23 protein-coding genes and 2 tRNA genes are annotated in these 26,186 nt (G+C 70.7%); 6 read left to right on the forward strand and 19 right to left on the reverse strand.

Annotated elements, in window-relative coordinates; all coding sequences use genetic code 11:
- Window positions 1-461: 461 nt before the first annotated feature.
- The 3 genes from ACWFR3_RS30035 to leuS form a co-directional block, all read right to left on the reverse strand.
- Window positions 462-1,307, reverse strand: coding sequence for a DegV family protein (locus ACWFR3_RS30035; RefSeq protein ID WP_453737789.1), 846 nt, complete (start codon window positions 1,305-1,307; stop codon window positions 462-464).
- Window positions 1,308-1,430: 123 nt separating this feature from the next.
- Entirely contained in the window at window positions 1,431-2,198 is a 768-nt protein-coding gene (locus tag ACWFR3_RS30040) for a hypothetical protein (RefSeq protein ID WP_453737790.1), read from the reverse strand.
- 131 nt (window positions 2,199-2,329) lie between these two features.
- On the reverse strand, window positions 2,330-5,230 hold the full coding sequence (leuS, locus tag ACWFR3_RS30045; RefSeq protein WP_453737791.1) for a leucine--tRNA ligase: 2,901 nt from the start codon (window positions 5,228-5,230) through the stop codon (window positions 2,330-2,332).
- 414 nt (window positions 5,231-5,644) lie between these two features.
- Here leuS and ACWFR3_RS30050 point away from each other — a divergent pair, with 414 nt between their 5' ends.
- Window positions 5,645-6,889, forward strand: coding sequence for a cytochrome b/b6 domain-containing protein (locus ACWFR3_RS30050; RefSeq protein WP_453737792.1), 1,245 nt, complete (start codon window positions 5,645-5,647; stop codon window positions 6,887-6,889).
- A complete protein-coding gene (locus ACWFR3_RS30055) occupies window positions 6,886-8,484 on the forward strand; it encodes an NADH-ubiquinone oxidoreductase-F iron-sulfur binding region domain-containing protein (protein ID WP_453737793.1) in 1,599 nt (532 codons plus the stop codon). The genes ACWFR3_RS30050 and ACWFR3_RS30055 overlap by 4 nt, the downstream gene beginning before the upstream one ends.
- A gap of 91 nt (window positions 8,485-8,575) precedes the next feature.
- Here the strand turns inward: ACWFR3_RS30055 and ACWFR3_RS30060 are convergent.
- Window positions 8,576-8,648, reverse strand: a tRNA-Ala gene (locus ACWFR3_RS30060).
- 111 nt (window positions 8,649-8,759) lie between these two features.
- Between ACWFR3_RS30060 and ACWFR3_RS30065 the strand changes: the two genes are divergently transcribed.
- The gene (locus tag ACWFR3_RS30065) at window positions 8,760-10,025 is read left to right on the forward strand and encodes a glycosyltransferase 87 family protein (RefSeq protein ID WP_453737794.1); all 1,266 of its coding nucleotides are present in this window, start codon (window positions 8,760-8,762) and stop codon (window positions 10,023-10,025) included.
- Here the strand turns inward: ACWFR3_RS30065 and ACWFR3_RS30070 are convergent.
- The 3 genes from ACWFR3_RS30070 to ACWFR3_RS30080 all read right to left on the reverse strand — a co-directional run bounded on the left by ACWFR3_RS30070 (window position 9,994) and on the right by ACWFR3_RS30080 (window position 12,002).
- Window positions 9,994-10,227, reverse strand: a complete 234-nt coding sequence (locus ACWFR3_RS30070) for a hypothetical protein (RefSeq protein ID WP_016643127.1) — start codon at window positions 10,225-10,227, stop codon at window positions 9,994-9,996. The two genes, ACWFR3_RS30065 and ACWFR3_RS30070, sit on opposite strands and share 32 nt — an antisense overlap.
- Before the next feature lie 3 nt (window positions 10,228-10,230).
- Window positions 10,231-10,425, reverse strand: coding sequence for a hypothetical protein (locus ACWFR3_RS30075; protein WP_453737795.1), 195 nt, complete (start codon window positions 10,423-10,425; stop codon window positions 10,231-10,233).
- An 86-nt stretch (window positions 10,426-10,511) separates the two neighbouring features.
- Window positions 10,512-12,002 carry an MFS transporter gene (locus ACWFR3_RS30080; RefSeq protein WP_453737796.1) on the reverse strand — a complete coding sequence of 497 codons (1,491 nt, stop codon included), beginning with the start codon at window positions 12,000-12,002 and terminating at the stop codon, window positions 10,512-10,514.
- 130 nt (window positions 12,003-12,132) lie between these two features.
- Between ACWFR3_RS30080 and ACWFR3_RS30085 the strand changes: the two genes are divergently transcribed.
- Complete coding sequence (locus ACWFR3_RS30085; RefSeq protein WP_453737797.1) at window positions 12,133-13,053, forward strand: helix-turn-helix transcriptional regulator; 921 nt, start codon at window positions 12,133-12,135, stop codon at window positions 13,051-13,053.
- A 3-nt stretch (window positions 13,054-13,056) separates the two neighbouring features.
- Here ACWFR3_RS30085 and ACWFR3_RS30090 read toward each other — a convergent pair.
- From ACWFR3_RS30090 to ACWFR3_RS30120, 7 genes are all read right to left on the reverse strand, one after another.
- A tRNA-Ala gene (locus ACWFR3_RS30090) sits at window positions 13,057-13,129 on the reverse strand.
- A 151-nt stretch (window positions 13,130-13,280) separates the two neighbouring features.
- On the reverse strand, window positions 13,281-13,922 hold the full coding sequence (locus ACWFR3_RS30095) for a histidine phosphatase family protein (protein ID WP_453737798.1): 642 nt from the start codon (window positions 13,920-13,922) through the stop codon (window positions 13,281-13,283).
- The gene (gene rsfS, locus ACWFR3_RS30100) at window positions 13,919-14,365 is read right to left on the reverse strand and encodes a ribosome silencing factor (protein ID WP_453737799.1); all 447 of its coding nucleotides are present in this window, start codon (window positions 14,363-14,365) and stop codon (window positions 13,919-13,921) included. Before rsfS ends, ACWFR3_RS30095 begins: the two co-directional genes overlap by 4 nt.
- 165 nt (window positions 14,366-14,530) lie before the next feature.
- Window positions 14,531-16,294: an LCP family protein gene (locus tag ACWFR3_RS30105; RefSeq protein WP_453737800.1), complete on the reverse strand. Its 1,764-nt coding sequence runs from the start codon at window positions 16,292-16,294 to the stop codon at window positions 14,531-14,533.
- A gap of 16 nt (window positions 16,295-16,310) precedes the next feature.
- Entirely contained in the window at window positions 16,311-16,949 is a 639-nt protein-coding gene (gene nadD / locus ACWFR3_RS30110; protein WP_361189070.1) for a nicotinate-nucleotide adenylyltransferase, read from the reverse strand.
- Window positions 16,950-17,011: 62 nt separating this feature from the next.
- A complete protein-coding gene (locus tag ACWFR3_RS30115; RefSeq protein ID WP_190080466.1) occupies window positions 17,012-17,176 on the reverse strand; it encodes a hypothetical protein in 165 nt (54 codons plus the stop codon).
- Between the two features lie 84 nt (window positions 17,177-17,260).
- Complete coding sequence (locus ACWFR3_RS30120; protein ID WP_453737812.1) at window positions 17,261-17,521, reverse strand: hypothetical protein; 261 nt, start codon at window positions 17,519-17,521, stop codon at window positions 17,261-17,263.
- Window positions 17,522-17,620: 99 nt separating this feature from the next.
- Between ACWFR3_RS30120 and ACWFR3_RS30125 the strand changes: the two genes are divergently transcribed.
- Window positions 17,621-18,736 (forward strand): M48 family metallopeptidase, encoded by a 1,116-nt coding sequence (locus ACWFR3_RS30125; RefSeq protein WP_453737801.1) that lies wholly within the window; start codon window positions 17,621-17,623, stop codon window positions 18,734-18,736.
- A 13-nt stretch (window positions 18,737-18,749) separates the two neighbouring features.
- On the opposite strand, the gene ACWFR3_RS30130 is transcribed toward ACWFR3_RS30125, so the two are convergent.
- The 5 genes from ACWFR3_RS30130 to proB form a co-directional block, all read right to left on the reverse strand.
- The gene (locus ACWFR3_RS30130) at window positions 18,750-19,817 is read right to left on the reverse strand and encodes an SCO2583 family membrane protein (protein ID WP_453737802.1); all 1,068 of its coding nucleotides are present in this window, start codon (window positions 19,815-19,817) and stop codon (window positions 18,750-18,752) included.
- Window positions 19,818-19,896: 79 nt separating this feature from the next.
- Entirely contained in the window at window positions 19,897-20,475 is a 579-nt protein-coding gene (locus tag ACWFR3_RS30135) for an SCO2584 family spore wall biosynthesis protein (RefSeq protein WP_453737803.1), read from the reverse strand.
- 67 nt (window positions 20,476-20,542) lie between these two features.
- Window positions 20,543-21,844 (reverse strand): glutamate-5-semialdehyde dehydrogenase, encoded by a 1,302-nt coding sequence (locus ACWFR3_RS30140; RefSeq protein ID WP_453737804.1) that lies wholly within the window; start codon window positions 21,842-21,844, stop codon window positions 20,543-20,545.
- 74 nt (window positions 21,845-21,918) lie between these two features.
- Window positions 21,919-22,401 (reverse strand): hypothetical protein, encoded by a 483-nt coding sequence (locus ACWFR3_RS30145; RefSeq protein ID WP_453737805.1) that lies wholly within the window; start codon window positions 22,399-22,401, stop codon window positions 21,919-21,921.
- Between the two features lie 224 nt (window positions 22,402-22,625).
- On the reverse strand, window positions 22,626-23,783 hold the full coding sequence (gene proB / locus ACWFR3_RS30150; RefSeq protein WP_453737806.1) for a glutamate 5-kinase: 1,158 nt from the start codon (window positions 23,781-23,783) through the stop codon (window positions 22,626-22,628).
- A gap of 243 nt (window positions 23,784-24,026) precedes the next feature.
- Here proB and ACWFR3_RS30155 point away from each other — a divergent pair, with 243 nt between their 5' ends.
- Entirely contained in the window at window positions 24,027-26,096 is a 2,070-nt protein-coding gene (locus ACWFR3_RS30155; RefSeq protein WP_453737807.1) for a hypothetical protein, read from the forward strand.
- The last annotated feature ends 90 nt before the right edge of the window (window positions 26,097-26,186 follow it).

The raw sequence follows: 26,186 nt of genomic DNA on the forward strand, positions 1-26,186 counted from the left end.
GCTGCGGTTGCGGCGGATCCTGCGGCGGTGGCGCCCCCGATCTCAATCCCCCTGCGTCGTGCACCCGTTCAGGCTCGGCAAATAGCAACTCCGCCCGCTGCCGCAACGCAAGCGCCTGCGCCCGCGCCTCCCCCGAAACGTGCCTGCGCCTGGCTGCCCGCCTGCGCGCGCGGCGGTACCGCTCACGGCCATCCGAGGAGCGACCGTCAGGGGAACGACCGTCAGAGGAACGGCCATCGGAAGCGGCGCCCCGCCCCGGCCCACTCGTCGCGGCAGGTGTCCGTGAAAGAGATCGAAGTGTCATGCCGACGACGCTAGACACCGCGGCGAAAACTTGTTGATCTTGGTCAATTCCCGTGGATTACCCGACAGTTGTGGATAACCCCGTCACCCAGGAGGTGGACATCCCCACCACCCGGAAAAAGGCCAGCCCCCGGGCCGGCCCACGGAAAGGACAAACCTCACCAGGGCGAAACCACGGCCCCCAACAACCCGGGCCCCGTATGCGCCCCGATCACCGCCCCGACCTCGCTCACGTGCAGCTCCGCAAGTCCGGGCACCCGGTCCCTGAGCCGGTCCGCGAGGGTCGATGCCCGTTCGGGAGCCGCCAGATGATGCACCGCGATGTCGACGCGGTCGGCCCCGGCCCGCTCGACCACGATCTCCTCCAGGCGGGCGATCGCCTTGGACGCCGTCCGCACCTTCTCCAGCATCTCGATGCGCCCGCCGTCCAGTTCGAGCAGCGGCTTCACGGCAAGGGCCGAGCCCAGCAGAGCCTGTGCGGCGCCGATCCGGCCGCCCCGGCGGAGATAGTCGAGCGTGTCGACGTAGAAGTACGCGGACGTGTTCGCGGCCCGCTTCTCCGCCGCGGTCACCGCCTCGTCCACCGAGCCGCCGGCCTCGGCCGCCTCCGCCGCCGCGAGCGCGCAGAAGCCCAGGGCCATCGCGACCATGCCGGTGTCCACCACTCGTACCGGCACCGGAGCGTCCTTCGCGGCGAGGACCGCCGCGTCGTACGTGCCCGAGAACTCGGCGGACAGATGCAGCGAGACGATGGCCGTCGCGCCCGACTCGGCGACCTTGCGGTAGGTCTGCGCGAAGACTTCAGGGCTCGGCCGCGAGGTGGTCACGGAACGCCGCTTCTGCAGCGCGAGGGCCAGGGAACGGGCCGAGATCTCCGTACCCTCTTCGAGCGCCTGGTCACCGAGGACCACGGTCAGGGGTACCGACGTGATGCCGTGCCGCTCCATCGTCCGCTGCGGCAGATAGGCCGTTGAATCCGTGACGATCGCGACATGACGGGACATGCGGTGGAGATTACCTGCCTGGAGCGGACCGCGGCAGCCCGGCCCCTCGCGGGCCAGTCTGCCAGCCGTACTCCCGACCGTGCCAGGTCGCCCGCCAGGTCGCCCGCCGGATCACCCGCGCGATCACGTCGTGCTCTCGGGCCTGGCCTGCTTCTCCCAGGGGTACGAGGGCCGCGACGCCGGCGGCGTGATGGCGGGCCGCGACTCCTCCGCCGAGCCGGACGGCTTCGCCTGCTCCGGCCGTCCCGGCTGCTCCGACGGCTCCGTCCACGTCTGCTCCGCCTTGCCCGCGTCCGCCGCCTGCTCGGGCTCGGGCCATGCGGCGGGGGTCTGCGTGGGCGCCGGCTCCTTCGTCCAGTGCCGCAGTGCGCCCGTCTCCAGGTCGATCTGCGAGCTCAGCGACTCCAGGTCGTCGTCCGCGAAACGGTGGGCCCGGTCCCGCACCACCCATCGCAGCGAGTCCGCCGACTTCGTGATCTGCGCCGTGCGCTCCCGCAGCGCGGGAAGCCGCTGGGCCATGGTCGCCTTGTCGGGGTCCCGCTCAAGGCGCCGGAGCTCTTCGTCCAGCTCGTGCCCGTGTGCGCTCAGCCGCTCGAAGAGTCCCAGGGACTCCTTCAGCGAGGTGTCTTCGACCACGCCGGCCTGCAGGGCGTCCTGCGTGGCCCGCATGGACGTACGCAACGAGAGCCGCAGCTGGGCCAGTTCGGCGGCCGGGCCCACCTGCGCGAAACTCTTCGCGCGCAGCGTCGTGTCCTCCACGGACCGGCGGGCCTGCGAGATCGTGCGGTCCACGCTGCGCTTGGCGGCACCGACCGCCTTCACCGTCATGTACACACCAAAGACCAGAAACAGCACGACAAGCAGCGCCACGATCACGCCCACGGCTTCCATGACGCTCCTCCCAGGTCCTGCGGCGGGTTCCGCACCGACTCTTCAACGGTAAACGCAAAGGGCAGGCCGAGGGTTCCGACGGAACCCCCAACCTGCCCGTAGGGGACTACCCCCATGCCACTCCCGCGCCGCTAGGCCGGGACGATGTTCACCAGCTTCGGCGCCCGCACGATGACCTTGCGGATCCCGGCACCGTCCAGCGCCGCCAACACCCTCTCGTCCCCCAGAGCCACCTTCTCCAGCTCCTCGTCCGAGATCGACGGGGAGACCTCCAGGCGCGCCCTGACCTTGCCCTTGATCTGCACGACACAGGTCACGGTCTCGTCCACGACGTACGCCGGGTCGGCCACGGGGAAGTCCTGGTGGACGACCGAGTCGGTGTGGCCCAGCTTGCGCCACAGCTCCTCGCCGACGTGCGGGGCCAGCGGGGCGATCAGCAGCACCAGGCGCTCGGCGACCGAGCGCGGCAGCGTGCCGCCCTCCTTGGTCAGGTAGTTGTTCAGCTCGGTGATCTTGGCGATGGCGGTGTTGAACCGCATGCCGTCCAGGTCCTGGCGCACGCCGTCGATCGCCTTGTGCAGGGCGCGCAGCGTGCCCTCGGCGATGTCGGACTCGGCGACGTCCGCGACCGTGACCTCACCGGTCGACTCGTCGACGATCAGACGCCACATGCGCTGCAGCAGTCGGTACTGGCCGACCACCGCGCGCGTGTCCCACGGGCGCGAGACGTCCAGCGGGCCCATCGCCATCTCGTACAGACGCAGGGTGTCCGCGCCGTACTCGTCGCAGATCTCGTCCGGAGTGACCGCGTTCTTCAGGGACTTGCCCATCTTGCCCAGCTCGCGCTTGACCGGCTCGCCCTCGAAGAAGTACTGGCCGTCACGCTCCTCGACCTCGGTGGCCTGGACCGGGAAGCCACGGCTGTCGCGGTAGACGTAGGCCTGGATCATGCCCTGGTTGAACAGCTTGTGGAACGGCTCGCTGGACGAGATGTGCCCCAGGTCGAACAGCATCTTCGACCAGAAGCGCGCGTACAGCAGGTGCAGCACGGCGTGCTCGGCGCCGCCCACGTACAGGTCGACGCCGCCGGTCGGCTGGCCCTCGCGCGGGCCCATCCAGTACTGCTCGATGGCCGGGTCGACCAGCTTCTGGTCGTTGTGCGGGTCCACGTAGCGCAGCTCGTACCAGCAGGAACCGGCCCAGTTGGGCATCGTGTTGGTCTCGCGGCGGTACTTCTTCGGTCCGTCGCCCAGGTCCAGGGTGACGTTGACCCAGTCCTCGTTGCGGGACAGCGGCGTCTCCGGAGAGGTCTGCGCGTCGTTCGGGTCGAAGGTGCGCGGGGAGTAGTCGTCGACCTCCGGCAGCTCCAGGGGCAGCATCGACTCGGGCAGCGAGTGCGCGATGCCGTCCTCGTCGTAGACGATCGGGAAGGGCTCGCCCCAGTAGCGCTGGCGGCTGAACAGCCAGTCGCGCAGGCGGAAGTTGACGGTGCCCTCGCCGATGCCGCGGGTGGCCAGCCAGCCGGTGATGCGCGCCTTGGCGCCGGCGACGTCCAGGCCGTCCAGCGAGATCTCCGGGTTCGCGGAATTGACCAGCTTCGCCTCGTAGGAGGAGAAGGCGTCGTCCCACGTCGAGGTGTCGGTGCCGCGGCCGTCGGACGGCTCGACCACACACCGCATCGGCAGGTTGAAGGCCCGCGCGAAAGCGAAGTCGCGGCTGTCGTGGGCGGGGACGGCCATGATCGCGCCGGTGCCGTAGCCCATCAGGACGTAGTCGGCGATGAAGACGGGGACCTGCTCGCCGCTGACCGGGTTGGTGGCGTAGACGCCGGTGAAGACGCCGGTCTTCTCCTTGGCGTCGGCCTGGCGCTCCACGTCGGACTTGGAGGCGGCGAACGCGCGGTACTTGGCGACCGCCTCGGCCGGGGTGGCGTGCCCGCCGGTCCACACCTCGTGGGTGCCCTCGGGCCAGGCGTCCGGGATCAGCTTCTCGACCAGCTCGTGCTCGGGCGCCAGGACCATGTAGGTGGCGCCGAACAGGGTGTCCTGGCGGGTGGTGAAGACGGTGATCGCGTCGCCCTCGGAACCGGCGGGGAAGTCGACGCGGGCGCCTTCGGAGCGGCCGATCCAGTTGCGCTGCTGCAGCTTGATGGCCTCGGGCCAGTCCAGGCCGTCCAGGTCGTCCAGCAGGCGGTCGGCGTACGCGGTGATGCGCATGTTCCACTGGCGCAGCTTGGCCTTGAAGACGGGGAAGTTGCCGCGCTCGGACCGGCCGTCGGCGGTGACCTCCTCGTTCGCCAGGACGGTGCCCAGGCCGGGACACCAGTTGACGGGCGCGTCTGAGGCGTACGCCAGGCGGTACTCGCCCAGGACCTCCGCGCGCTCCGACGCGTCCAGCTCGCTCCACGCGCGCGTGGTGCCCGGTACGGCACGCTCACCGCTGTCGAACTGCGCGACCAGGTCGGCGATCGGGCGGGCCTTCTGCGCGTTGGCGTCGTACCAGGAGTTGAAGATCTGTACGAAGATCCACTGGGTCCACTTGTAGTAGTCCGGGTCGATCGTCGCGAAGGAGCGGCGCTTGTCGTGGCCCAGGCCCAGGGCCCGCAGCTGCGACTTCATGTTCTCCATGTTGGCCTCGGTGGAGGCCCGCGGGTGGGTGCCCGTCTGGACGGCGTACTGCTCGGCGGGCAGGCCGAAGGCGTCGAAGCCCAGGGTGTGCAGGACGTTGTGGCCCGTCATGCGCTGGAAGCGGGCGTAGACGTCGGTGGCGATGTACCCCAGCGGGTGGCCGACGTGCAGGCCGGCGCCGGAGGGGTAGGGGAACATGTCCATGATGAACTGCTTGGGCTTGGCGACCAGCGCCGCCTGCGCTTCGTCCACCGGCGCCAGGTCGCCGCTCGGGTTGGGCGCCTCGTACGTGCCGTCGGCGTCCCAGAAGTCCTGCCAGCGTGCCTCGATGTCGGCGGCCAGGGCGGCCGTGTAGCGGTGCGGTGCGGCCACCTCGGAGGCGGCAGCAGAATTCGTCTCGCTCATGATCCTCAAAGCTCCATCGATCGTCTCTGCCTGCGGAAATGGCCGTCCCGGCCAAATGAAAAAGCCCCTCACACAGGAGGGGACGCCGCGCCGATGCCGACCGCGATTTTCCGGCGGTCGGGACTGATCAGCGCGGCCCGCTAAGCAGAAGGCGTACGGCACGCATGGCGTCAGGGTACCGCAGCGCTCGTGCGGCCCGCGACGAGGTTCCACCCCGGAGCCCGGCACCGCTCACCGGCCCGCAGGAGGCCCGGAACCCCACCTTTGGCCAAAGGTTACTCCGCGTACCGACCCCTATCGGGGCAACACCAAGATCGAGTCGCGTTTAGATAACAACGCAATAACTCAAACCTCGTACTCACTGGTATGCGTCCACTTAGCATGCGGCGATCGAGCCATTTCGGAGTCGCCCCCATGAACCCTCTGAATCCTCATCGCAAGAGCCGCACCGACAGCTCCAACCGCACCAACCGCAAGAGCCGTACGTTCGCAGCCTTCCCCGAACCGAGCAGAACCACGCGCGGAGTCCTGACCACCGCCGCACTTCTGCTGATACCGCTGATAGTCATCATCGGGAGCGACGCCTTCCGCGCCGCCCTCGACTTCACCACCGGCGTCCTGTCCCTGGTCTCCCTGACCGCCGCCGTCGTCTGGGGCCTGGTCGCCACCGACCGCCTCTTCCTGCACTCCCGTCAGCGACTGCTCGCCCAGGCCGTGCACCGGGCCACCGCCGTCGCCTCCATCGGGTTCCTGCTGCTGCACGTCACCGTCAAACTCGCGCTCGACCACGTGTCGCCCGTCGGCGCCCTCATCCCCTTCGGGCTCGGCTTCTCGGGCAGCGACGGCCTCATCGGCCTCGGCTCGCTCGCCGGGCTTCTGATGGTGGTCACGGGCGTCACCGGGGCCCTGCGCAGCGCCTTCGCGTCGCCGGCCCAGGTCGCCTCGCGCTGGCGTGCGCTGCACATGCTGGCCTACCCCGCCTGGTGTTCGGCGCTGGTCCACGGTCTGTACGCGGGACGCGCGCCCAAGCCGTGGGTGCTCGTCATGTACTGCCTCTGCCTGGTCGCCGTCGCGGGTGCGGTCGCGTTGCGCGCGGCGCCGCTTCCGCTCAAACGGAAGGTGGCCGCCCGGATCCTGGCCCTTCTCGAACCGGAGGGCAGGGCGGGCAGCAGGGAGCCCGTCCGCCGGGACACCACCGAGTCCCCGCTGCCCGGCACGGCAGCCGCTCCCGGCCGCTCCCCGGACGCCACGACCGAACCCCCGGTGGTCGGCATCGCCGCGGCCTACCGCGTCCTGGCCTCCACCGACCAGCCCACGCAGGTCGTGCAGAGCACCGACCCCCCGCCCCGCTGGCCGTCCCCGTCCCCGCCTCCCCCGGCCGAGGCTCCGCACATCCCGTACGACACCACCTCGTACGACACCACCTCGTACGACACCCACGCCACGGCGTACGACTCCGAGCCCACCTCCTACCGCTCCCACGACACCGCGTACGACCCGCAGTACGACGCGGCCCACAACCCCCCGTACAACCCGCCGTACGAGGCCCCGTACCAAGCCCCGTACGACAGCGGACCCGCCACTGAACCGCTGCCCCACACCTTCCAGGCACCCAGCTCGGGCGAGCCCTGGAACGCCGCCACCGGAGGACCCAAGTGAACGCGTCGCTGCCCGACGTCCCCGAAGTCCGCGTCGTCGGGCTTCCGCTCCTGACCTCGGGCTTCGATCTGGTCGAGCGCCTCGATCTGGCGATGCACCTGAAGGTGCACGGCCCGCTCGAACCCATGGCGGGCGAGTCCCTCGCCACCCTCTCCGAGGCGATCTCGCTGCGCGGCAGGGGCGGCGCGGGCTTCCCCTTCGCCAAGAAGCTGCGCTCGGTCGCCGACGCGGCGATACGCCGGGGCGTGCGCCCCGTGGTCGTCGTCAACGGCAGCGAGGACGAACCCGCCTGCCGCAAGGACACCGTCCTGATCAACCGCGCCCCGCACCTCATCCTCGACGGCGCTCTCCTTGCCGCCGAGGCCCTGGGCGCCCGCACGCTGGTCGTGGGCGTGACCCGGGACTCCACCGAGTCCTCGATGCTCGCGGCGCTCGCCGAGCGCGGCCTCACCAACCGGCGCGGATCGACCATCCGCGCGCGCGTGCAGCGCAATCCGGTGCGCATGGTGACCGGCGAGTCCTCGGCCCTGGTGCGCTCCGCGGACGGCGGCCCCCCGATGCCGCCGGGGCGCAAGGTGCGTACCTCCGACTCCGGAGTGGGCGGCGCGCCCACCCTGCTGTCCAACGCGGAGACCTTCGCCCAGCTCGCGGTTGCCGCCCGGATCGGCCCCGACCGCTACTGCCGCACCGGCCTGCGGGAGGAGCCCGGCACGGTGCTGCTCACCGTCTCCGGAGCCGTCGCCCGGCCCATGGTGGTCGAGGTCCCCACGGGAGTGCCCCTGCGGTACGTCCTGCAGCTGGCCGGCGCCCCGCCGCTCCCCCAGGGCGTCCTGACGGGCGGCTATCACGGCAAGTGGCTCGACGCGGTCACCGCTCATGACGCGGTCGTCTCGCGCGCCTCCCTGGAGGCCTGCGGCGGCGCGCTCGGCGCGGGCGCGATCCTGCCGATCGGTCCGGCGACCTGCCCGCTCGGGGAGTCGCTGCACGTGGCGAACTGGCTGGCCTCCGAGAGCGCGGGCCAGTGCGGACCCTGCTACCTGGGCCTTCCAGCGGCGGCCCGCGGCCTGGCGGACGTCCTGGACGGCGGCGGCCCCACCGCCCTGGAGGCGCTGCGCGAGGTGACGCGGGCCGTGAAGCGACGCGGCGCCTGCAAGCACCCGGACGGCACCGCGGCCTTCATCGAGTCGAGCATCTCGGCCTTCACGGACGACCTCGCCGCACACGTCCTGGGCGGCGGCTGCGGCCGTCCCGTGGAGGGCGTCCTGCCGCTCCAGGAGGAGGTCCCGCAGGCCGAGGCGCCCAGCGGCCGCAGGCTCGCCGTCGACTGGACGCTCTGCCAGGGCCACGGGCTCTGCGCGGACATCGTCCCCGAGCTGATCCAGCTGGGCCCCGACGGCTTCCCCTCGGTGGCGGAAGCGTCCGTGCCGCGGTACTCCGAAGCCCGCGCCACACGTGCCGTACGGCGCTGCCCCGCGCTCGCGCTGCGCATCGAGGAGGACCCGTCCCGGCCCGCGCCGCGCACGGCGCTGCCGCTCGCGCTCCCGCCGGGCCGTGGTGGCCGTGGCCGCAGGGCGCTCGGCAGCGGACGGCAGTGACCCACCGGGTCACCCGTTAGAAGACGCTCGAAGCGCCGGAAGACACACGAAAGCGGGCCACCCGATCCGGGTGGCCCGCTCTCATTTCCTGTGGAGCTAAGGAGAATTGAACTCCTGACCTCCTGCATGCCATGCAGGCGCTCTACCAACTGAGCTATAGCCCCTTGCTTGTCCGCCCGGTTCCCCCGGCGACTTCGTAAACATTACACGGTCCTCCCCGTGCTCTACCAAATCGTTTCCGGTCTGTACGGATACGGCCGGTACTGTCAGCCTTCGTGACCGTGATCGCGCTTGTCGGCGCCCGCCACCGTGTGCCCTTCGCCGCCGGGGCATGCCTGCTCTCCTTCACGGCCTTCTGGCTCGCGCAGCGCGCCGCGGACGTCTCCATGATCGATCTGATGGTCTACCGGGCCGAGGGCGAGACCGTGCGCGCGGGCGGCGACCTTTACGCACTGCGCACCACCGAGGCCCATCTGCCCACCACCTACCCACCGTTCGCGGCCCTGCTGTTCACCCCGCTGACGCTCCTGGAGACGGCGGACATGCGCACGCTGGCGACGCTCGGGAATCTGCTCCTCCTGGTGGCGTTCGTCCACCTCGCCTTCCGGCTCATCGGGCCGGCCGGCGGCACCGGACCCGCCACGAGCACCGGGCACGCGCGCGTGGAGGCCGCTCTGTGGGTGTCCGCGCTCGCCGTCTGGGCGGAGCCGGTGTGGACGACCCTGCGGTACGGCCAGATCAATCTGCTGCTCGCCGTCCTGGTCCTGTGGGACCTGTCACGGCGACCGGACCACCGCTGGGCGGGCCTGGGCATCGGCATCGCGGCGGCGATCAAGCTCACGCCTGCCCTCTTCGCGGTTTTCCTGCTGCTCACCGGTGCCGCCGAGGCCGTGCGGCGCGGGCAGTGGCGCCCGCCCGTCCGCCGCGCGTGCGTGGCTGCCGCCTCGTTCGCCGGTGTGACGCTGCTCGCTGCCGCGGTCCTCCCCTACGACTCCCGGCGCTTCTGGACCCGGATGGTCTTCGAGGCGGGCCGGGTCGGGCTCGCCGAGGACACCGCAAACCAGTCGCTGCGCGGGGTCCTCGCGCGGCTCCTGCACACCGACGACCCCGGCGCCCTGTGGGTGGCGGCCGCCGCGGCGGCCGGCGTGCTCGGGCTCACGGCGGCGGTGCGCGCGGCGCTGCGCGGGGAGCATGCACGGGCCGCGGTGGCCTGCGCGGCGACCGCTCTCCTGGTCAGCCCGGTGTCGTGGTCGCACCACTGGGTGTGGTGCGTGCCGATGGCGCTGCTCCTGTGGACGGCGGCATTGCGCCGGGATGGCCGGGCACGGTGGACGGCCACCGGCGCCGTGGTGCTCGTCTTCTGTTCATACGCCCTGTGGTGGGTTCCCCATGGCGAGGGGCGGCTTGAACTCGACCAGAACTTTGGCGAGATGACACTGTCCGCCCTCTACGTAGGGACCGCTTTCGCGTTCCTGCTGCAGGAGATCGGACGCCGGACCCACCCGGGGATCAAGCCGTGGCGAAGGAGTAGAAGCGCTTGAGCGTGCAGTGCTCGTCGAGCAGCCGGCCATAGATCGGCTCCCCCTCGAGCTCGCGGTACGTCTCGATGGGGTCGCCCTTTATGATCAGCGCCCGCGCGCACTCCTCGCACCAGTACTGGTAGTCCGGGTTGACCGGTTCCATGTCGCGGACGATGGGCGTACCACTGCCGCACCAGTCGCACTTCCGCCTGTGTGCACCCATCGATCAGCTCCAGCTGCGGCCGCAGGCCGTGCACACGTACGAGACACCGCCGTTGTCGCCGAGCACTTGGGCGACATGGGACGAACCGCAGGACGGACAGGTGAGATGGGGTGCGATCGCCGCGGAGGGAGCGGCAGCGCGACGTGGCGCGGCCACTTCGATGGGGCCGGCGGCCTCATCGAGGATGCTCGCAGGCATCGCTCTCCCTCCCGTCGGGTCACATTCGGTGGTCTGGTGCGGTCCCCTTCCGGCTGTCCGATTCTGCCATGGCCCGAGCGACCCGGTCAGCGACGCAGTCGTACCAGTCCGGACACGGCACCCAGCGCGGCGGCCCCGGCCAGGGCATATGCACACACCAGAAGCGCGTCCGCGGATGAATACGCCCCCGGAGCCCCCTGTGACTCAAGCCGGTTGAGGAAAAGTGCGCCAAAACACGCGACGCCGATCAACTGGCCGAGCTGAGCGACCGTCGAAAGGAGGCCGCTGGCGTCCGCGGCGTCCTCGGACCGCACCGTGGAGAGCGCCCGGGTGAGCGTCGGGCTGAACCCGAGGGAGAGCCCCGCACCGATGCCCACGAAGGCCGCGTACAGCCACAGTCCGCCCTCCCCGCCGTCCCGCAGCACGAGACCCACCGCGACCGCCGACACCGCGGTGAGCGCGAACCCGCCGGGGATCAGTGCCCGTTGGGCCGCCGCCGGCCAGCGCCGCCAGGTGAGCCCGACCGCGCCGAAGACCACGGCGGTCGGCCCGAAGGTCAGACCGGCACGCAGCGCGCTGTAGCCGAGGCCGCCCTGGACGTGCAGCGTGAGCACGAACATGAAGCCCGCGTTGACCGCCATCACCGCGGTGATCCGGAAGACCGCCAGGCCCATGCCGGGGATGCGCAGGACCCGCGGTGCGATCAGCGGCGCGCCGCCCCTGCGGGCGAGCCGGGACTCGTAGCGGCAGAAGAGCGCGAAGAGCACCGCTGCCGAGCCCAGCGAGAGCCAGGACCACAGCGGCCAGCCCTCCTGCTGGCCGAGCACCAGCGGCACGGTGAGCAGCGCGACGGCCGCACCCAGCAGCACGAGCCCCGGCAGATCGAGCCCACGCGCCCGCCGCCCCGGTTTCCCGGACTCCCCCGGCTTCCGGGAGGCGTCACGCGGCAGCACCCGCCCTGCCATGATCAGCAGGACCACGCCGACCGGCACGTTCACCAGGAACACCGGCCGCCATCCCGTGCCGAACAGGTCCGCGCTGACCAGGATTCCGCCGAGCACCTGCCCCGCGGCGGCCCCGACGGCGAGCACGGCCGCGTACGCACCGAGCGCCCTCGTCCGCGCCTCGCCGGTGAAGTTGCGCTGGATCAGGCTGAGCACCTGTGGGATGAGCAGCGCGGAGCCGGTGCCCTGAAGGAGCCGGAAGGCGATCAACTCGCCGGTGCCGCGGCTGAGTCCGCAGGCGAGCGAGGCGACGGTGAAGACCGTGAGGCCGACGAGATAGAGGCGACGATGGCCGAGCCGGTCGCCGAGCCGCGCGCCGGTGATCAGGAGCACGGCGTACGTGATGGTGTAACCGGCGATCACCAGCTGCAACCCGGCGCCCGAAGCGCCCAGTTCGCTGCGGATGGTGGGCGCGGCGACGTTGACGATGAAGGTGTCGAGCAGCGCCATGAACTGCGCCGCGACGACGACCGCGAGCAGCCGCCCCGGGCGATTGTCAGTGCCGGGGGCTTTACTGAATGCGGGACCTGAACCAGTGGGATCCGTAGCGGTGGACGGGGTGGTCGTTGTCATGAGGCCGAGCGTGACGGCGAGTTGGTACGGGTAACGAGAGCCCGCCGATGCTGGTACTGGCAGCACCTGGCAAAGCCGGAGCCATGGACCGACGATGGGGGACGTGACGGTGATGGGGGATGCGACGCGGATGAGCGATGCGACGCGGACGGCGGATGCGACGCGGACGGGGACGACGGCTCAGCGGCGGAGGCCGGAGCTCGCCGCCTTCCTGCGGGGCCGCAGGGCCAGGGTGACACCGGCGGACGTGGGCATGCCGCCCGGCCTGCGCCGCCGCACACCCGGCCTGCGCCGCGAGGAGGTCGCGCAGCTCTCCGGAGTCGGCGTCACCTGGTACACGTGGTTGGAGCAGGGCCGCCCGATCAACGCCTCCGCGCAGGTCCTGGACGCCGTGGCACGCACGCTGCGCCTCGACAGGGCCGAGCGCGAGCATCTGTACCACCTGGCCGAGGTTCCCTACGAGCCCGTCCGCAGGACCGCGTCCCCCGCGGCCGTCGGACCGGAGATCCAGGGCATCATCGACGCCCTCGACCCGCATCCGGCCGTGGTCTACAACGCGCGGTACGACATCCTCGCCACCAACCCCGCCTATCGCGATCTCTTCTTCGTCCCCCAGCTGGAGGCCTTCGGGACGCCGAACGTGCTGTGGACGCTGTTCATAGCGCCCGACCCCGTCTGTCCGCTGGTCTTCCGCGACGAGGAGCTGCCGGTGATGGTGGCGACGCTGCGCAGTTCGTACGGCCGGCACGTGGGCGAGCCCGCCTGGGAGGACTTCATACGCCGCCTGTCGGCCTCGAGCGCGCACTTCGCCGAGCTGTGGGAGAGCGGGGACGTGGCGCCGCCCGGACCGCGTGTGAAGACGTTCCGGCACGAGGCGGTCGGTGAGCTGCGGATGACCTCGGTCTCGCTGTCCATCAACGGCATGCCGGAGTGCCGGATCGTCGCGTACACACCGGACGACGAGGAGAGCCGCGGGCGGGCGGCCGAGCTTCGCGCGCTCAGGCCGCCGGAAACGGAAGAATCCCGCCCTCTGATGAGGACGGGATCCTGAATGTGGAGCTAAGGAGAATTGAACTCCTGACCTCCTGCATGCCATGCAGGCGCTCTACCAACTGAGCTATAGCCCCGTGTTCTGTCCCGCTCGGCGGGCGAACAAGAAGAACTTTAGCCTGCGCCGGGCCGGAATGTGAAATCCGGGTGACGGGCCCTCCCGGGCCCTCCGACCAGCGGCTCTGTCACCCGGTCCGGCACTCGCTCCCGCACCCGCCCGGTGCAGGGCTAATCGTCGTCGCCGAGCACCGGCTCCGGCAGCGTGCCGGCGTTGTGCTCGAGCAGGCGCCAGCCCCGCGCGCCCTGGCCGAGCACGGACCAGCAGCAGTTGGAGAGCCCGCCGAGGCCCTCCCAGTGGTGGGACTCCAGGCCGAGGAGACGGCCGATGGTGGTGCGGATCGTGCCGCCGTGGCTGACCACCACGAGCGTGCCGTTCTCCGGCAGCTTCTCGGCATGGCGGAGCACGATCGGCGCCGCCCGGTCGGCGACCTCGGTCTCGAGCTCGCCGCCGCCGCGGCGCACCGATTCGCCGCGCTTCCACGCGGTGTACTGGTCGCCGAAGCGCGTGATGATCTCGTCGTGCGTCAGGCCCTGCCACTCACCGGCGTACGTCTCCTGGAGGCCCTGTTCGTACGTGACGTCCAGGCCGGTGAGGGCGGCGAGCTCACCCGCGGTGGCCGCCGCCCGCTTGAGGTCGGACGCGACGATGGCGTCCGGCTTCAGCGAGGCGAGCAGCCGGGCGGCGCGCCTGGCCTGCGAGACGCCGGTGTCGGTCAGCTCGATGTCCGTGGAGCCCTGGAAGCGGCGCTCCAGGTTCCAGGACGTCTGGCCGTGCCGCCACAGGATGATCCGGCAGCCGCGGCTGGTCACCGAAGCTCACCGTCCAGGTCGGCTGCCTCCTCCGCGGCGCGCTGCTCGGCGTGCTCGGCGGCCTTGCCGCGGGTCGCGACGGCGTCCGCAGGGAGGTCGATCTCGGGGCAGTCCTTCCAGAGGCGCTCAAGAGCGTAGAAAACACGCTCCTCGCTGTGCTGGACGTGCACCACGATGTCCACGTAGTCCAGGAGGACCCAGCGGGCTTCGCGGTCGCCCTCGCGGCGCACCGGCTTGACGCCGAGGTCCTTGCTGAGCCGCTCCTCGATCTCGTCGACGATCGACTTGACCTGGCGGTCGTTGGGCGCGGAGGCGAGCAGGAAGGCGTCCGTGATCGACAGCACGTCGCTGACGTCGTACGCGATGATGTCGTGCGCGAGCTTGTCGGCGGCCGACTGAGCGGCGACCTTGATGAGCTCGATGGAGCGGTCCGTGGCGGTCACAGTTGAGCTTCCTTCAGGTGGTCAAGACACACCAAGGGTCTCACGGACCGCCGACAGCACTCCCGACGATCGCCCGATGGCCCTGTCTGCTGCGTCACCCCGGCCGGGAAGCCCCCGGCCCAGAGCCCCCGGCCGCGCGGAAGCGCCCGGCCGGGGGTCTGCGGCTCATCCCGTCTTGTAGTCCTGCCCGAGGACGACCGAGACGTCCGCGTTCGGTGCGGTCTTGCCCTTGCGGACCGCGCTGTCCGGCAGGTCGAGGGTCTTGGCGACCTCGACGGCCTGCTTCTTCTTGTCCGCGTCGGCGTAGGTGACCTGCGACGCGGCCTGGGCCGACGTACCCGCGCCGCTGTCGACGAAGGTGTAGCCGCCGTTGACGAGCGAGATCCGCGCCTCCTGCCCGGCGCCCTTGGTCCCCGAGGCGTTCTTGACGCCGACCCGTACGGCCGCGCCCTTGTCCGGGTTCTTGACCGCGCCGCCCAGGACGTTCTTGACGACGCTCGCGCCGGTCTTCTCCGAGAGCGTCCCGTCCTGCTGCACCGGGAGCAGCTGGGTGGCGTAGTCGCCGCCCTTGGCGCGGTCGGCGAGCTTGGCGAGGAAGGCGCCGAGGTCCTGCTCCTTGAGCGAGGGGTCCAGGATCTGGGCGAGGGACTGGACGGTGGTCGTCGCGGCCTGCGGGTCGGACGAGAGCTTGCGCAGGACGCCCTGCATGACCTGCCCGAACCGGTCCAGCTGCGCCGTCTCGGACTCGCCGGACGCGCGGTAGGTGGCGTACGCGACGGCCATCGGGCCGCTGAGCGTCTGCTGCTCGCCCTTCTTCACGAGCGGCGCCTGCCCCTTCTTGGCCTTGGGGTCCGGCACGTTCGCGTCCGTGTCGACGTCGATGTTGCCGACCAGCTCGACGAGGTTGTTCAGGTACGGGGTGTCGAGCCGCCAGGTGCCCTCGACCTGCGTGCCGAGCAGGCTGTCGATCGATTCGCGGGTGCCGGTCGAACCGTCGTCGTCGACGGACTTGCCGAGCGTGGTCCCCGCGCCCTCGTCGTTCGTCACGGAGAGGGAGTTGGGCAGCAGGACGGTGGTGCCGCGCTTGGCCGTGGTGTTGTTCACCAGGAGCGCCGTGGAGGTGCCGCCGCCCTTGGTGTTGTGCAGGTGGACGACGATCACGTCGCGGTTCTGCGGGCCCGCCGCCGCGGCTCCGTCGCCGGACGCGTCGTCCGAGAGGCCGGGCAGCTTGCCCGCGTACCAGAGGTAGCCGACGCCGCCCGCGATCACGAGCGCGAGCACGACGACGAGGGCGACCACCCTGGAACGCCCGCGCCGCTTGGCCTCCTCGCGCCGCTCGGTGCGGCTCTCGGTGAACTTCAGCCAGTCGATGACGTCTTCGGACTCTTCGTCCGGCTCCTCGATGAAGGAGAACTGCTGGGTCTCGTAGGCGGGATCGCGCTCGCGCTCCTGCTGGTTCCGGGGCCCGGGCTCCGGCTCGCGCTCGGGTTCCGGTTCCGGCTGCCGCGACTGCTGCGGGATCCAGCCGGTCTGCGTCTGCTGGGCGGCGGCCTGCTGCTGGCCCTGGTGCTGACCCTGCTGGTGCTGGCCCTGCTGCTGGTCGTACGTCCCGTACGAACCGGAGTCGTACGGAGTCGAGCCGTAAGAGGCCGAGTCGTACGAGGAGTCGTACGGCGGGACAGGAGGCTGCTGCCCGGTCGCGTACGGGTCGTATCCGTAACCCTGCGGCTGTTGCTGCTGGTGCTGTGGCGACTGCGGTTGCTGCTGCTGGGCCTGCGCCCCGTACTGGTCGTACGAAGCCGAGGGCTGCACCTGCTGGTACACCGGCTGGCCGTACTCGTCGTACCCGACGACCTGGTACTGATCAGCCGCGTACTCGCCCGCGTACGGGTCGCCGCCCGCATACGGGTCGTACTGTCGGTCGTTCACCGGTGCCCCTCTCGGCTCAATCGCCGCGGTACAGCTCGCGCTTGTCGATATAACGCACCACACCGTCCGGCACCAGGTACCAGACGGGATCCCCCTTGGCGACCCGCGCACGGCAGTCCGTGGACGAGATGGCGAGGGCGGGGACCTCCACGAGGGAGACGCCGCCTTCGGGAAGCCCCGGGTCGGTCAGCGTGTGGCCGGGCCGGGTGACCCCGATGAAGTGCGCAAGGGAGAACAGTTCATCGGTGTAGCGCCAGGTGAGGATCTGGCCGAGGGCGTCGGCGCCCGTGATGAAGAAGAGGTCCGTGTCGGGGTTGAGCGTGCGCAGATCGCGCAGCGTGTCCGTCGTGTAGGTCGGGCCGCCGCGGTCGATGTCGATGCGGCTCACCGAGAACTGCGGGTTCTCGGCCGTCGCGATGACCGTCATCAGATAGCGGTCCTCGGCCGGGGACACCGTCTTGTCGCTCTTCTGCCACGGCTGCCCGGTCGGCACGAACACCACCTCGTCGAGGTGGAACTGCGCGGCGACCTCCTGGGCCGCCACCAGGTGTCCGTGGTGGATCGGGTCAAACGTTCCGCCCATGACGCCCAGGCGGCGTTTGCCCTTGCTGGCCGGGCCGGTACCGGGACCGGTAGGCATGTCCTGCTCTCCCATGCGTGCAGACCCTACCGGCCCGGTGGACGGGCTCTGTTTCAGCGTCCGTTCGGTGGACGGACTCAGCGGTCCCGGTTGAAGCGCGTGGTGAGCCACAGAAGCAGCATGAGCACGACGAACGCGCCACCACCGGTGAGGAGAGGACTGAGGCTTTCGTGGTTGCCACCGTGCTCGCCGCCCTCGGAGGCGAGAGTGACCAGCTGGGAGGCGGTGCTGTGGAGGCTCATCGTCGGCAGGACCTATCCGGAGGTGGGCGGGACAAAGACTTCCGGGCCATCGTATGCGGGGGCACCGGCAGAGCTCACGCCGACTCAGCCGTTCTGGTCCGCGCGGTCGTCCCCGCCGCTCGCGCCGGGACGGCTTTCACCGGTCTCGGCACCATCGGCGGAACGGTCGGCGTCCGCCCCCTGGCGGTAGCCCCGCAGCAGGAACCACGCGACCAGCACGCAGCCGACGACCATGACGATCAGCACGACGCGGAGCAGATTGCCCGCCCCCTGCTCCTTGGCGGCCAGGCCGGCCGCCTCCGTGACCCAGTGGTGGGCTGCGGCGCTGTGCTCCATGACGGCCATGAGGGGCGACTCCATTCGCTGTGCTGCCCTGTCACGGTATCTCCGCCTAGGCTGGGACCCACCTCGGGGGCATGACTGGACGAGCATGGGGGATGGGGCATGACCGACGACAACGACCACGGCCGGTACGACGGTGGCCAGGAGCAGAACGGCGGCCACGAGAACGTGCCGAGCAGGCAGCGCAGGCGCTTTCCCGGCATCTCGTCACGGGCTTACGAGCACCCGGCGGATCGTTCCGCCCTGGTGGCCCTGCGCAAGCTGAGCGGCTTCGACACGGTCTTCAAGGCGCTCAGCGGACTGCTCCCCGAGCGGAGCCTGCGCCTCCTGTTCCTCTCGGACTCCGTTCGGGTGTCCGACGCGCAGTTCTCGCATCTGAACACCATGCTGCGGGACGCCTGTTACATCCTGGACCTGGAGAAGGTCCCGCCGATGTACGTGAACATGGACCCGAACCCGAACGCGATGTGCATCGGTCTCGACGAGCCGATCATCGTGGTGACCACGGGGCTCGTCGAGCTGCTCGACGAGGAGGAGATGCGGGCGGTCGTCGGCCACGAGGTGGGCCACGCGCTCTCCGGCCACTCGGTGTACCGCACGATATTGCTCTTCCTCACCAACCTCGCCCTCAAGGTGGCCTGGATCCCGCTCGGCAACCTGGCGATCATGGCCATCGTGACCGCCCTGCGCGAGTGGTTCCGCAAGTCCGAGCTCTCGGCGGACCGCGCCGGGCTCCTGGTGGGCCAGGACCTCAAGGCGTCGATGCGCGGCCTGATGAAGATCGCGGGCGGCAATCACCTGCACGAGATGAACGTGGACGCGTTCCTGGAGCAGGCCGAGGAGTACGAGGCCGGGGGCGACCTGCGCGACTCGGTCCTGAAGATCATGAACGTCCTGCCGCGTACGCACCCCTTCACCACCGTGCGCGCCGCCGAGCTGAAGAAGTGGGCCGAGACCCGCGACTACCAGCGGATCATGGACGGCCACTACCCCCGCCGCGACGAGGACAGGGACACCTCGGTGTCGGACTCCTTCCGCCAGTCGGCCTCCAGCTACGCGGACGACATGCGCACCAGCAAGGACCCGCTGATGAAGCTGGTCAACGACATCGCGGGCGGCGCGGGCGACCTGGGCGGCAAGCTGCGCGGGAAGTTCACGGGACAGAACGGCCGGCAGGGCGGCGACCAGGCCGGCGGCCCTACCGACGAGGGCAAGTAACCCGGAGAAAGCCTCAGAGCGAAGGCTGGGCGGTCCGTGAGAGCGAGCCGCACAGCGAGGTGGCGTTGCCCGTCGCGTACGGGTCGGTGCCCGCGGGACCGCCCGCCTTCGCCTTCTGTCCCGCGAGCAGCGGCCGCAGCCGGCTGACGGCGTCGGCGGAGCAGGCGAGCGGGCCCGCCTGCATGTACGACACGAGCAGCTCGGCCTGGCGCATCCGCAGGTCGTCGCGGTCGAAGCGGAACTGCAGCTCGCGGCGGACGGTGAACAGCGAGGCCCTGGCGTGCTCGTCCTTGCCGGCCGGACGGAGCGCGTAGACGAAGGTGTGGTCCGTGGTCACCTCGAGGGTGTTCTTGTCCGTCTCGGTGGCGTGCAGCGTGCCGTGGACCCGGATGCCGGGTGTGGCCAGGGCCGTCTTCGTCGGGTCGAAACGCACCAGCCAGCCGGTGGGGGCGTGCCGCCCGTCCGCCGCCGGGTGCGCGAAGCTGTCGTCGAACTGGTCGAGCTGGCGCGGGTCGAGCAGGATCCGGGCGGAGCGCACGGCGCCGCCGGTGAGGACGTCCGGGTCGAGCGAGGACTCGACCAGATAGTCCTTGGCGGTGGTCAGGGCGGTCATCACCTGGCCGTCCGAGAAGTGCGAAGTGCGCCGCGCGGAGGGGAGGTTGATGCCCGAAGCGCCCACCCGGAACTGCGCGGCCGGGCTGTGCGCGAACAGGTCGGCCGGCTTCTCGGCGCCGGGCACGGCCCCCGGCGGGGCGAGCGGTATGACCGTCATCCGCAAGGGCTCGGGGCGCGTTTCGGGCGGGGTCTGGTACGGATGGCGTACGCCCATGTAGATCGCGGTGCCGAAGGCGACGGCGATCAGCAGGACGAGGATCACGGCCTGTTTGGAGAGGTGCCGGTGGCGCGCGGGAAGGCGCCGCACCGCATGCGTGTGATCACTCATGCGCTCCTGTGCGGAGTACTCCTGGAGCCGCGCGGCACGGATGAACGACTCGTCGAAGACGACGGATCGGTACTCGTCCTCACCGCCCGCGGGAGCGCCCTCGGGTGTCCCCTCAGGTGGTTCTCCTGGCCCGCCCATACCTTCAGGGTAGGTCTCCGCGCCGTCGGGTAAACGCCCTGGTACACGACAAGTTCTGACAACTTCTTCCGACGACTTCTCACGGGACGCGCGGCGACGCGGACACCGGTGGCGGGCCGTACTCCGCGGAGGCGGACGGCTCCGTGGACACGGGCGGCGGGATCGGGTCCTGGCGGCCCGTCGAGGCGCCGCGGTAGACCGCGGTGAAGGCGAGCGCGACCATGCCGATGCCCATCAGGAGAGCGAGCATCCAGGCGACGGGGCGGTGCCAGCGGTTGTGGCCGCCGTAGCGACCCCGGCGGCCGTAGCCGTCCTCGGCGAACTCCCGTTCGTACACGTCGTCGAGGTCGGGGTCGTGGCCGAAGTCGCCGCCGTCGTCGGGGCCGAAGCCTTCGTCGTAGAGGTCGTCCTCCGGCGATTCACGGCCGGAGCCCCGGGTGCGGGCCCGGCGGTTCTCGGCCTCGGAGGCCTCGGCGCGCGCCTGGGCGGCAGCCAACAGCCGCTCCACGGCGGTGGGTTCATGAACCTTGGCGGACTGGACGAAGTCCTCGTCGAAGACCACGGAGGCGAACTCTTCGTCCGCACCCCCGTGGTCGCGGTCGTCGTCGGGCTCCCAGCCGTCAGGGAACGACGGCGTGCCCCCCACGTCCTCCGGCACCCTTCCAGCGTAGCCCCGGAAGGGGCAATCTGGGCAGACGGTACGGGAATTGGGGGCGTGCGGGAATTCAGCGGGTGTGACCGTCGCCGGTGACGATGTACTTCGTCGACGTCAGTTCTGGAAGCCCCATCGGGCCCCGCGCGTGCAGCTTCTGCGTGGAGATGCCGATCTCGGCGCCGAAGCCGAACTGGCTGCCGTCCGTGAAGCGCGTGGAGGCGTTCACGGCGACGGTGGTGGAGTCCACGAGCTGGGTGAAGCGGCGCGCGGCCTGCTGCGAGGTGGTGACGATCGCCTCGGTGTGCCCGGAGGTCCACAGGCGGATGTGCTCGACGGCCTGCTCCAGGGAGTCGACGATGCCGGCCGCGATGTCGTACGAGAGGTACTCGGTCTCCCAGTCCTCGGTGGTCGCGGGGACGACGGTGGCCTTGGAACCGTCCGCATAGGCGATGACGCGCTCGTCGGCGTGCACCGTGACCCCGGCCTCGGCGAGGGCGTCCAGGGCGCGCGGCAGGAAGACGTCGGCGATGTCCGCGTGCACCAGGAGCGTCTCGGCGGCGTTGCAGACGCTGGGGCGCTGGGCCTTGGAGTTGATGAGGATGCCGACGGCCATGTCGATGTCGGCCTCGGCGTCGACGTAGACGTGGCAGTTGCCGGTGCCGGTCTCGATGACCGGGACGGTGGACTCCTCGACGACGGTCTTGATCAGCGAGGCGCCGCCACGCGGGATGAGGACGTCGACGAGACCGCGGGCGCGCATCAGCTCGCGCACGGAGTCACGGTTCTCGCCCGGCACGAGCTGGACGGCGTCGGCGGGCAGGCCGGCTCCGTGGACGGCGTCGCGAAGGACCCGGACGAGCGCCGTGTTCGATTCGTACGCCGACGACGAGCCCCGCAGGAGCACCGCGTTGCCGGACTTCAGGCAGAGGGCGGCGGCGTCCACGGTGACGTTCGGGCGGGCTTCGTAGATGATCCCGACGACGCCGAGCGGGACGCGGACCTGGCGCAGGTCGATGCCGTTGGGCAGGGTCGAGCCGCGGACGACCTCGCCGACGGGGTCGGGCAGGGCGGCCACGTCGCGCACGTCGGCGGCGATGGCGCGGACCCGCTCGGGGGTGAGCGTCAGACGGTCCACGATGGACTCACTGGTCCCGGCCTCACGGGCGCGGGCGGTGTCCTTGCCGTTGGCCTCGACGATCTCGGCGGTGCGCACCTCGAGGGCGTCGGCGATCGCCAGGAGCGCATCGTCCTTCGCGGCGCGCGGCAGCGGCGCGAGCGTCGCGGCGGCACCGCGGGCGCGGTAGGCGGCCTGGGCGACGGGCGAGAGGTTGTCGTACGGCAAGCCCGAGAACAGAGGAGGGAGGGACGTCATGCACGCAGCGTAATGCGGGCCGGGCTCGGTCCACCCGCCGTTTCAGCAGCCGAGACCACTGCTCTCACGACGGCTCAAAAAGGGTGCACGCCCACAGGGGTCGCCGGAAGCGGGCCGTACCCCTCCGCGATCCGCTGGTGGTACGTGTCACGGTCGATGACTTCGAGCCCCACGATCTCCCACGGCGGGAGCTGCGCGCTCTGCCGGTGCTCGCCCCACAGCCGGAGCGCGACAGCGGCGGCGTCGTGCAGGTCACGGGCCTCTTCCCAGTACCGGATCTCCGCATGGTCGGGCGCGTATCTGCTGGTCAGCAGAAAGGGGTGGTCGTGGGCGAGCTGTTCGAGGCCGCGCCTGACCTCCTGCAGCGGGGCCTTGGTCCCCGAGACGCTCAGGGTGACGTGCCAGAGACGGGGCATGTCCACGGTCTCGACCTGCCGGCTCTCGTCCGTCTCGCCCGCCGCTTGCGTGTCACCGGTGTACGTCGCCCCCGCGGCGACGCTGGTCAGGGACCGCTCGGCCGGCGCGCGGGACGACGCTCCCGGACGCACTCGTCTCACGACGTCCTCCTCTACGCAATGGTGGTGCGGATACGCAATGGTCGTACGGAAGTGTCTGGAACAAAGTTGAGCAGGCCAAGCGCCCCCGCGGGGCCGTTTTGGGGAGTTTCACCTCGCAGGGGCCGGTCGGGGCACGGCGTTCGCGCCTGTTTTCGGCCGGGGGCCGCCGGGGCCGCTGTGGCCCCCAGGAGAACAGATCCGCGGCCGCGGCGACTGCGAGCGGCTCAGCCGTGCAGCAGGGCCAGGTCGTCGCGGTGCACCACTTCCCGCTCGTACGCCGGTCCGAGCTCCTTCGCGAGATCCCGCGTGGAACGGCCCAGGAGCTGCGGCAGCTCCTTGGCGTCGAAGTTCACCAGGCCGCGCGCCACGGCACGCCCCGCGGTGTCCCGCAGCTCGACCGGGTCCCCCGCGACGAAGTCGCCCTCGACCGCCGCGATCCCGGCCGGGAGCAGCGATTTCCGCCCCTCGACGACCGCCCGCACCGCCCCGTCGTCGAGCGTGAGCGCGCCCTGCGGCTCGGAGGCGTACTGCAGCCACAGGAGCCGGTCGGCGGTGCGGCGGCCCGTGCGGTGGAAGTACGTCCCCGTGTCGCGGCCCGCGAGGGCGTCGGCGGCCTGGCTCGCGGAGGTCAGGACGACCGGGATCCCGGCGGACGCCGCGATCCGCGCGGCCTCGACCTTGGTGACCATGCCGCCGGTGCCCACCCCCGCCTTGCCCGCGCTGCCGATCTGGACGTGCGCTATGTCGGCGGGGCCCGTCACCTCGGAGATCCGGGCGGTGCCGGGCTTCGACGGATCGCCGTCGTAGAGGCCGTCCACGTCCGAGAGCAGGACCAGGAGGTCGGCGCGGATCAGATGGGCGACGAGGGCGGCGAGCCGGTCGTTGTCGCCGAAGCGGATCTCGTCCGTCGCCACGGTGTCGTTCTCGTTCACGACGGGCAGCGCGCCCATCGCCAGGAGCTGGTCGAGGGTGCGCGACGCGTTGCGGTGGTGGGCGCGGCGGGCCATGTCGTCGGAGGTGAGGAGGACCTGCCCCACGCGTACGCCGTAACGCGCGAAGGAAGCGGTGTAGCGGGCCACGAGAAGGCCCTGGCCGACGCTGGCGGCCGCCTGCTGCCTCGCGAGGTCCTTGGGGCGCCTGCGCAGGCCCAGCGGCGAGAGCCCCGCGGCGATGGCGCCGGACGAGACGAGCACGACCTCGCGTTCGCCGCCGCTGCGGCTCTTGGCGAGCACGTCAACGAGGGCGTCAACGCGGTCGGCGTCCAGACCTCCCGACGCGGTGGTCAGGGACGAGGACCCGACCTTGACTACGATCCTGTGGGCCTCTGCGATGCCCTTCCTTGCCCCAGCCACGCGCTTCCCCAATGATCCCGAAGATCCCATTCCCTGCCGGACCAGCCAATCTACGCCAGTGCCCGGGTGGGGTGCCCACGTATTTCGAGGGGCGGACCGCAGACGCCCCCGAGGGGAAAAACCGCCCGATGGTTCAGTACCTTTGCCCCTTTATCCGGTGATTGTCGTCACGGAAGATTGCTACGGGGCCACCGCACGTCATACGGTCAGTGGTCGACTTCCCCGACGTTTGAGCATTCCCCCCATCCAATCCCCCGCCAGGAGCCCAAGCCCGTGCCCTCTGCCGGACTCGCCCCCCGCCGCATCGTGCAGCTGTCAGCGCTGTTCGCGATGTTCGCGCTCTTCACGGCCCAGCTCGTCAGCGCGCTGGTCCCGTATGTACCGGTGTTCATCGCCGCGTCTGCGGCGAACCTCGCGCTCGACGTCTATCTGCAGTACAAGCAGCCGGGGCTCCTCTCCCTCCTTGGCAAGATCCGCTTCGATGTCACCGTCAGGCAGCTCCTGCGCGACATGCTGATCCTGGTCGGCCTGCTGCGCATCGACGGCATCGAGCCGCTGGCCGAGCAGTCGCCGCTGACCATCTCGCTGCTCGCCTACTACTTCCTGCACTTCGGCTGCCAGGCCACCGCCATACTGGTGCGCCGCTCCCGCCAGCTGCCCATCGTCACGCGCAACATCGACGCGTCCGACCTGCACCTGACGGCGGCCCCGCCGCGGATCCTCTCGCGCCGCCAGGCCCACCGCCTGCTGACGTTCTCGATCCCGGCCACGGCCGGCCTGCTGGCCACCGCGGGCACCACGGACGCGTACTGGGGCGGCATCGGCCTCGGGATCTCCATCGCCCTGATGGGCCTCGGCGCGATCTACCTCGCCACGTGGCTGCTCCCCAAGAAGCGTGCGAAGAACGACGAGAAGGTCATGGAGTGGCTGGACAACTGGCTGGCCGACTACCAGCCGTCCGTCGCCATGTACTTCTCGGGCGGCGCCACGTCCGCGTACCAGGCGAACATGTGGCTCTCCACGCTCTCCAAGCTCGACGGCAACCCGCTGATCGTGCTGCGTGAGCGCTTCATGGTGCAGAAGATCGACGCGACGGACGTCCCGATCATCTGCTTCCCGAAGGTCGCGACGATGTTCTCCCTGGAGACCTCGACGCTGAAGATGATGCTGCACCCGGCGAACGCCGCGAAGACCTCGCAGGTCCTGCGCATCCCCACGATCAAGCACGCCTTCATCAACCACGGCGAGAGCGACAAGCTGTCCTCCTGCAACCCGTACGCGAAGGCGTACGACGAGGTCTGGGTGGCGGGACCCGCCGCGCGCGACCGCTACCAGGCCGCCGACGTCGGCGTCGAGGACAAGGACGTGGTCGAGGTCGGCCGCCCCCAGCTGTCCCCGATCCTGCGGTCGACGGGCGCGCCCACGGGCCCGTTCACGACCGTCCTGTACGCCCCCACCTGGGAGGGCTGGGACGGCAACCCCGGCAACACGTCGGTCACCCTCGCGGGCGAGAACATCGTCCGGCACCTGCTCGCCGACCCCGGCGTGCGGCTCGTCTACAAGCCGCACCCGATGACCGGCTCGCAGGACCCGCGCGCGGGCGCCGCCAACGAGCGCATCAAGGCCATGATCCGCGAGGCCGCCGTCAAGCGTTCCGGCGAGCGCCCCGGCCAGGACGCCCTGGCCGAACTGGCGCGCCGCACCGCCGATCTGGACAAGCTGACCTCGACCGCGTTCCGCAAGAGCGTGGACGAGATGGAGCGGATGATGCTCCAGGGCACGCCCGACGGCGACCAGCAGGTGGCTGTCGCCGAGGCGACGGCCGCGTGGGAGGCGGCGTACTGGGCGTCGTTCCCCGAGTGGGAGCACCAGATCATCACCACCGCGCGCCCGGCGATCTTCTCCTGCTTCAACCAGGCCGACCTGCTGATCAGCGATGTCTCCTCGGTCGTCTCCGACTGGCTGACGAGCGAGAAGCCGTACGCGGTCGCCAACACCTCCGGCATGTCCGAGGCGGACTTCCGCGCGGGCTTCCCGACGGTGAGCGCGGCGGCGATCCTCTCCCCGACCGCCGAGGGCGTCCCGGACCTCCTGGAGGCCGTCCGCTCCCCCGGTCTCGACACGCACGCCGAGGCCCGCGCGGCTCTCAAGGAGCACCTCCTGGGCCCCTCGGACCCGCCGTCCCTGGCCCGCTTCAACGAGGCCGCCCTCGCGCTCTCGGCCAAGGCCGACGAACGCCGCATCCGCATGGCCACCCGCATCGACGCGGAGATCCCCGGTCAGCGCGCGGCGGAGGAAGCAGCAGAGGAAATGGAATCCGACCCGACGGAACAGCCGGCGTAGCCCGATAAGGGGCGCCCCGTAAGGGGCGCGGGGAACTGCGCGACAAGCCACGACGCACCCGCAGTCATCGCACAGAGAGAAGGGCCCCGG

Source organism: Streptomyces sp. NPDC055189 (genome assembly GCF_053606765.1).

What these genes read in the sequence shown, in the direction of transcription:
- ACWFR3_RS30035 (WP_453737789.1), bottom strand. Translation starts at nt 1,307, where the DNA reads ATGTCCCGTCATGTCGCGATCGTCACGGATTCAACGGCCTATCTGCCG.
- ACWFR3_RS30040 (WP_453737790.1), bottom strand. Translation starts at nt 2,198, where the DNA reads ATGGAAGCCGTGGGCGTGATCGTGGCGCTGCTTGTCGTGCTGTTTCTG.
- leuS (WP_453737791.1), bottom strand. Translation starts at nt 5,230, where the DNA reads ATGAGCGAGACGAATTCTGCTGCCGCCTCCGAGGTGGCCGCACCGCAC.
- ACWFR3_RS30050 (WP_453737792.1), top strand. Translation starts at nt 5,645, where the DNA reads ATGAACCCTCTGAATCCTCATCGCAAGAGCCGCACCGACAGCTCCAAC.
- ACWFR3_RS30070 (WP_016643127.1), bottom strand. Translation starts at nt 10,227, where the DNA reads ATGGGTGCACACAGGCGGAAGTGCGACTGGTGCGGCAGTGGTACGCCC.
- ACWFR3_RS30075 (WP_453737795.1), bottom strand. Translation starts at nt 10,425, where the DNA reads ATGCCTGCGAGCATCCTCGATGAGGCCGCCGGCCCCATCGAAGTGGCC.
- ACWFR3_RS30080 (WP_453737796.1), bottom strand. Translation starts at nt 12,002, where the DNA reads ATGACAACGACCACCCCGTCCACCGCTACGGATCCCACTGGTTCAGGT.
- ACWFR3_RS30085 (WP_453737797.1), top strand. Translation starts at nt 12,133, where the DNA reads ATGAGCGATGCGACGCGGACGGCGGATGCGACGCGGACGGGGACGACG.
- nadD (WP_361189070.1), bottom strand. Translation starts at nt 16,949, where the DNA reads ATGGGAGAGCAGGACATGCCTACCGGTCCCGGTACCGGCCCGGCCAGC.
- ACWFR3_RS30115 (WP_190080466.1), bottom strand. Translation starts at nt 17,176, where the DNA reads ATGAGCCTCCACAGCACCGCCTCCCAGCTGGTCACTCTCGCCTCCGAG.
- ACWFR3_RS30120 (WP_453737812.1), bottom strand. Translation starts at nt 17,521, where the DNA reads ATGGCCGTCATGGAGCACAGCGCCGCAGCCCACCACTGGGTCACGGAG.
- ACWFR3_RS30125 (WP_453737801.1), top strand. Translation starts at nt 17,621, where the DNA reads ATGACCGACGACAACGACCACGGCCGGTACGACGGTGGCCAGGAGCAG.
- ACWFR3_RS30130 (WP_453737802.1), bottom strand. Translation starts at nt 19,817, where the DNA reads ATGGGCGGGCCAGGAGAACCACCTGAGGGGACACCCGAGGGCGCTCCC.
- ACWFR3_RS30140 (WP_453737804.1), bottom strand. Translation starts at nt 21,844, where the DNA reads ATGACGTCCCTCCCTCCTCTGTTCTCGGGCTTGCCGTACGACAACCTC.
- proB (WP_453737806.1), bottom strand. Translation starts at nt 23,783, where the DNA reads ATGGGATCTTCGGGATCATTGGGGAAGCGCGTGGCTGGGGCAAGGAAG.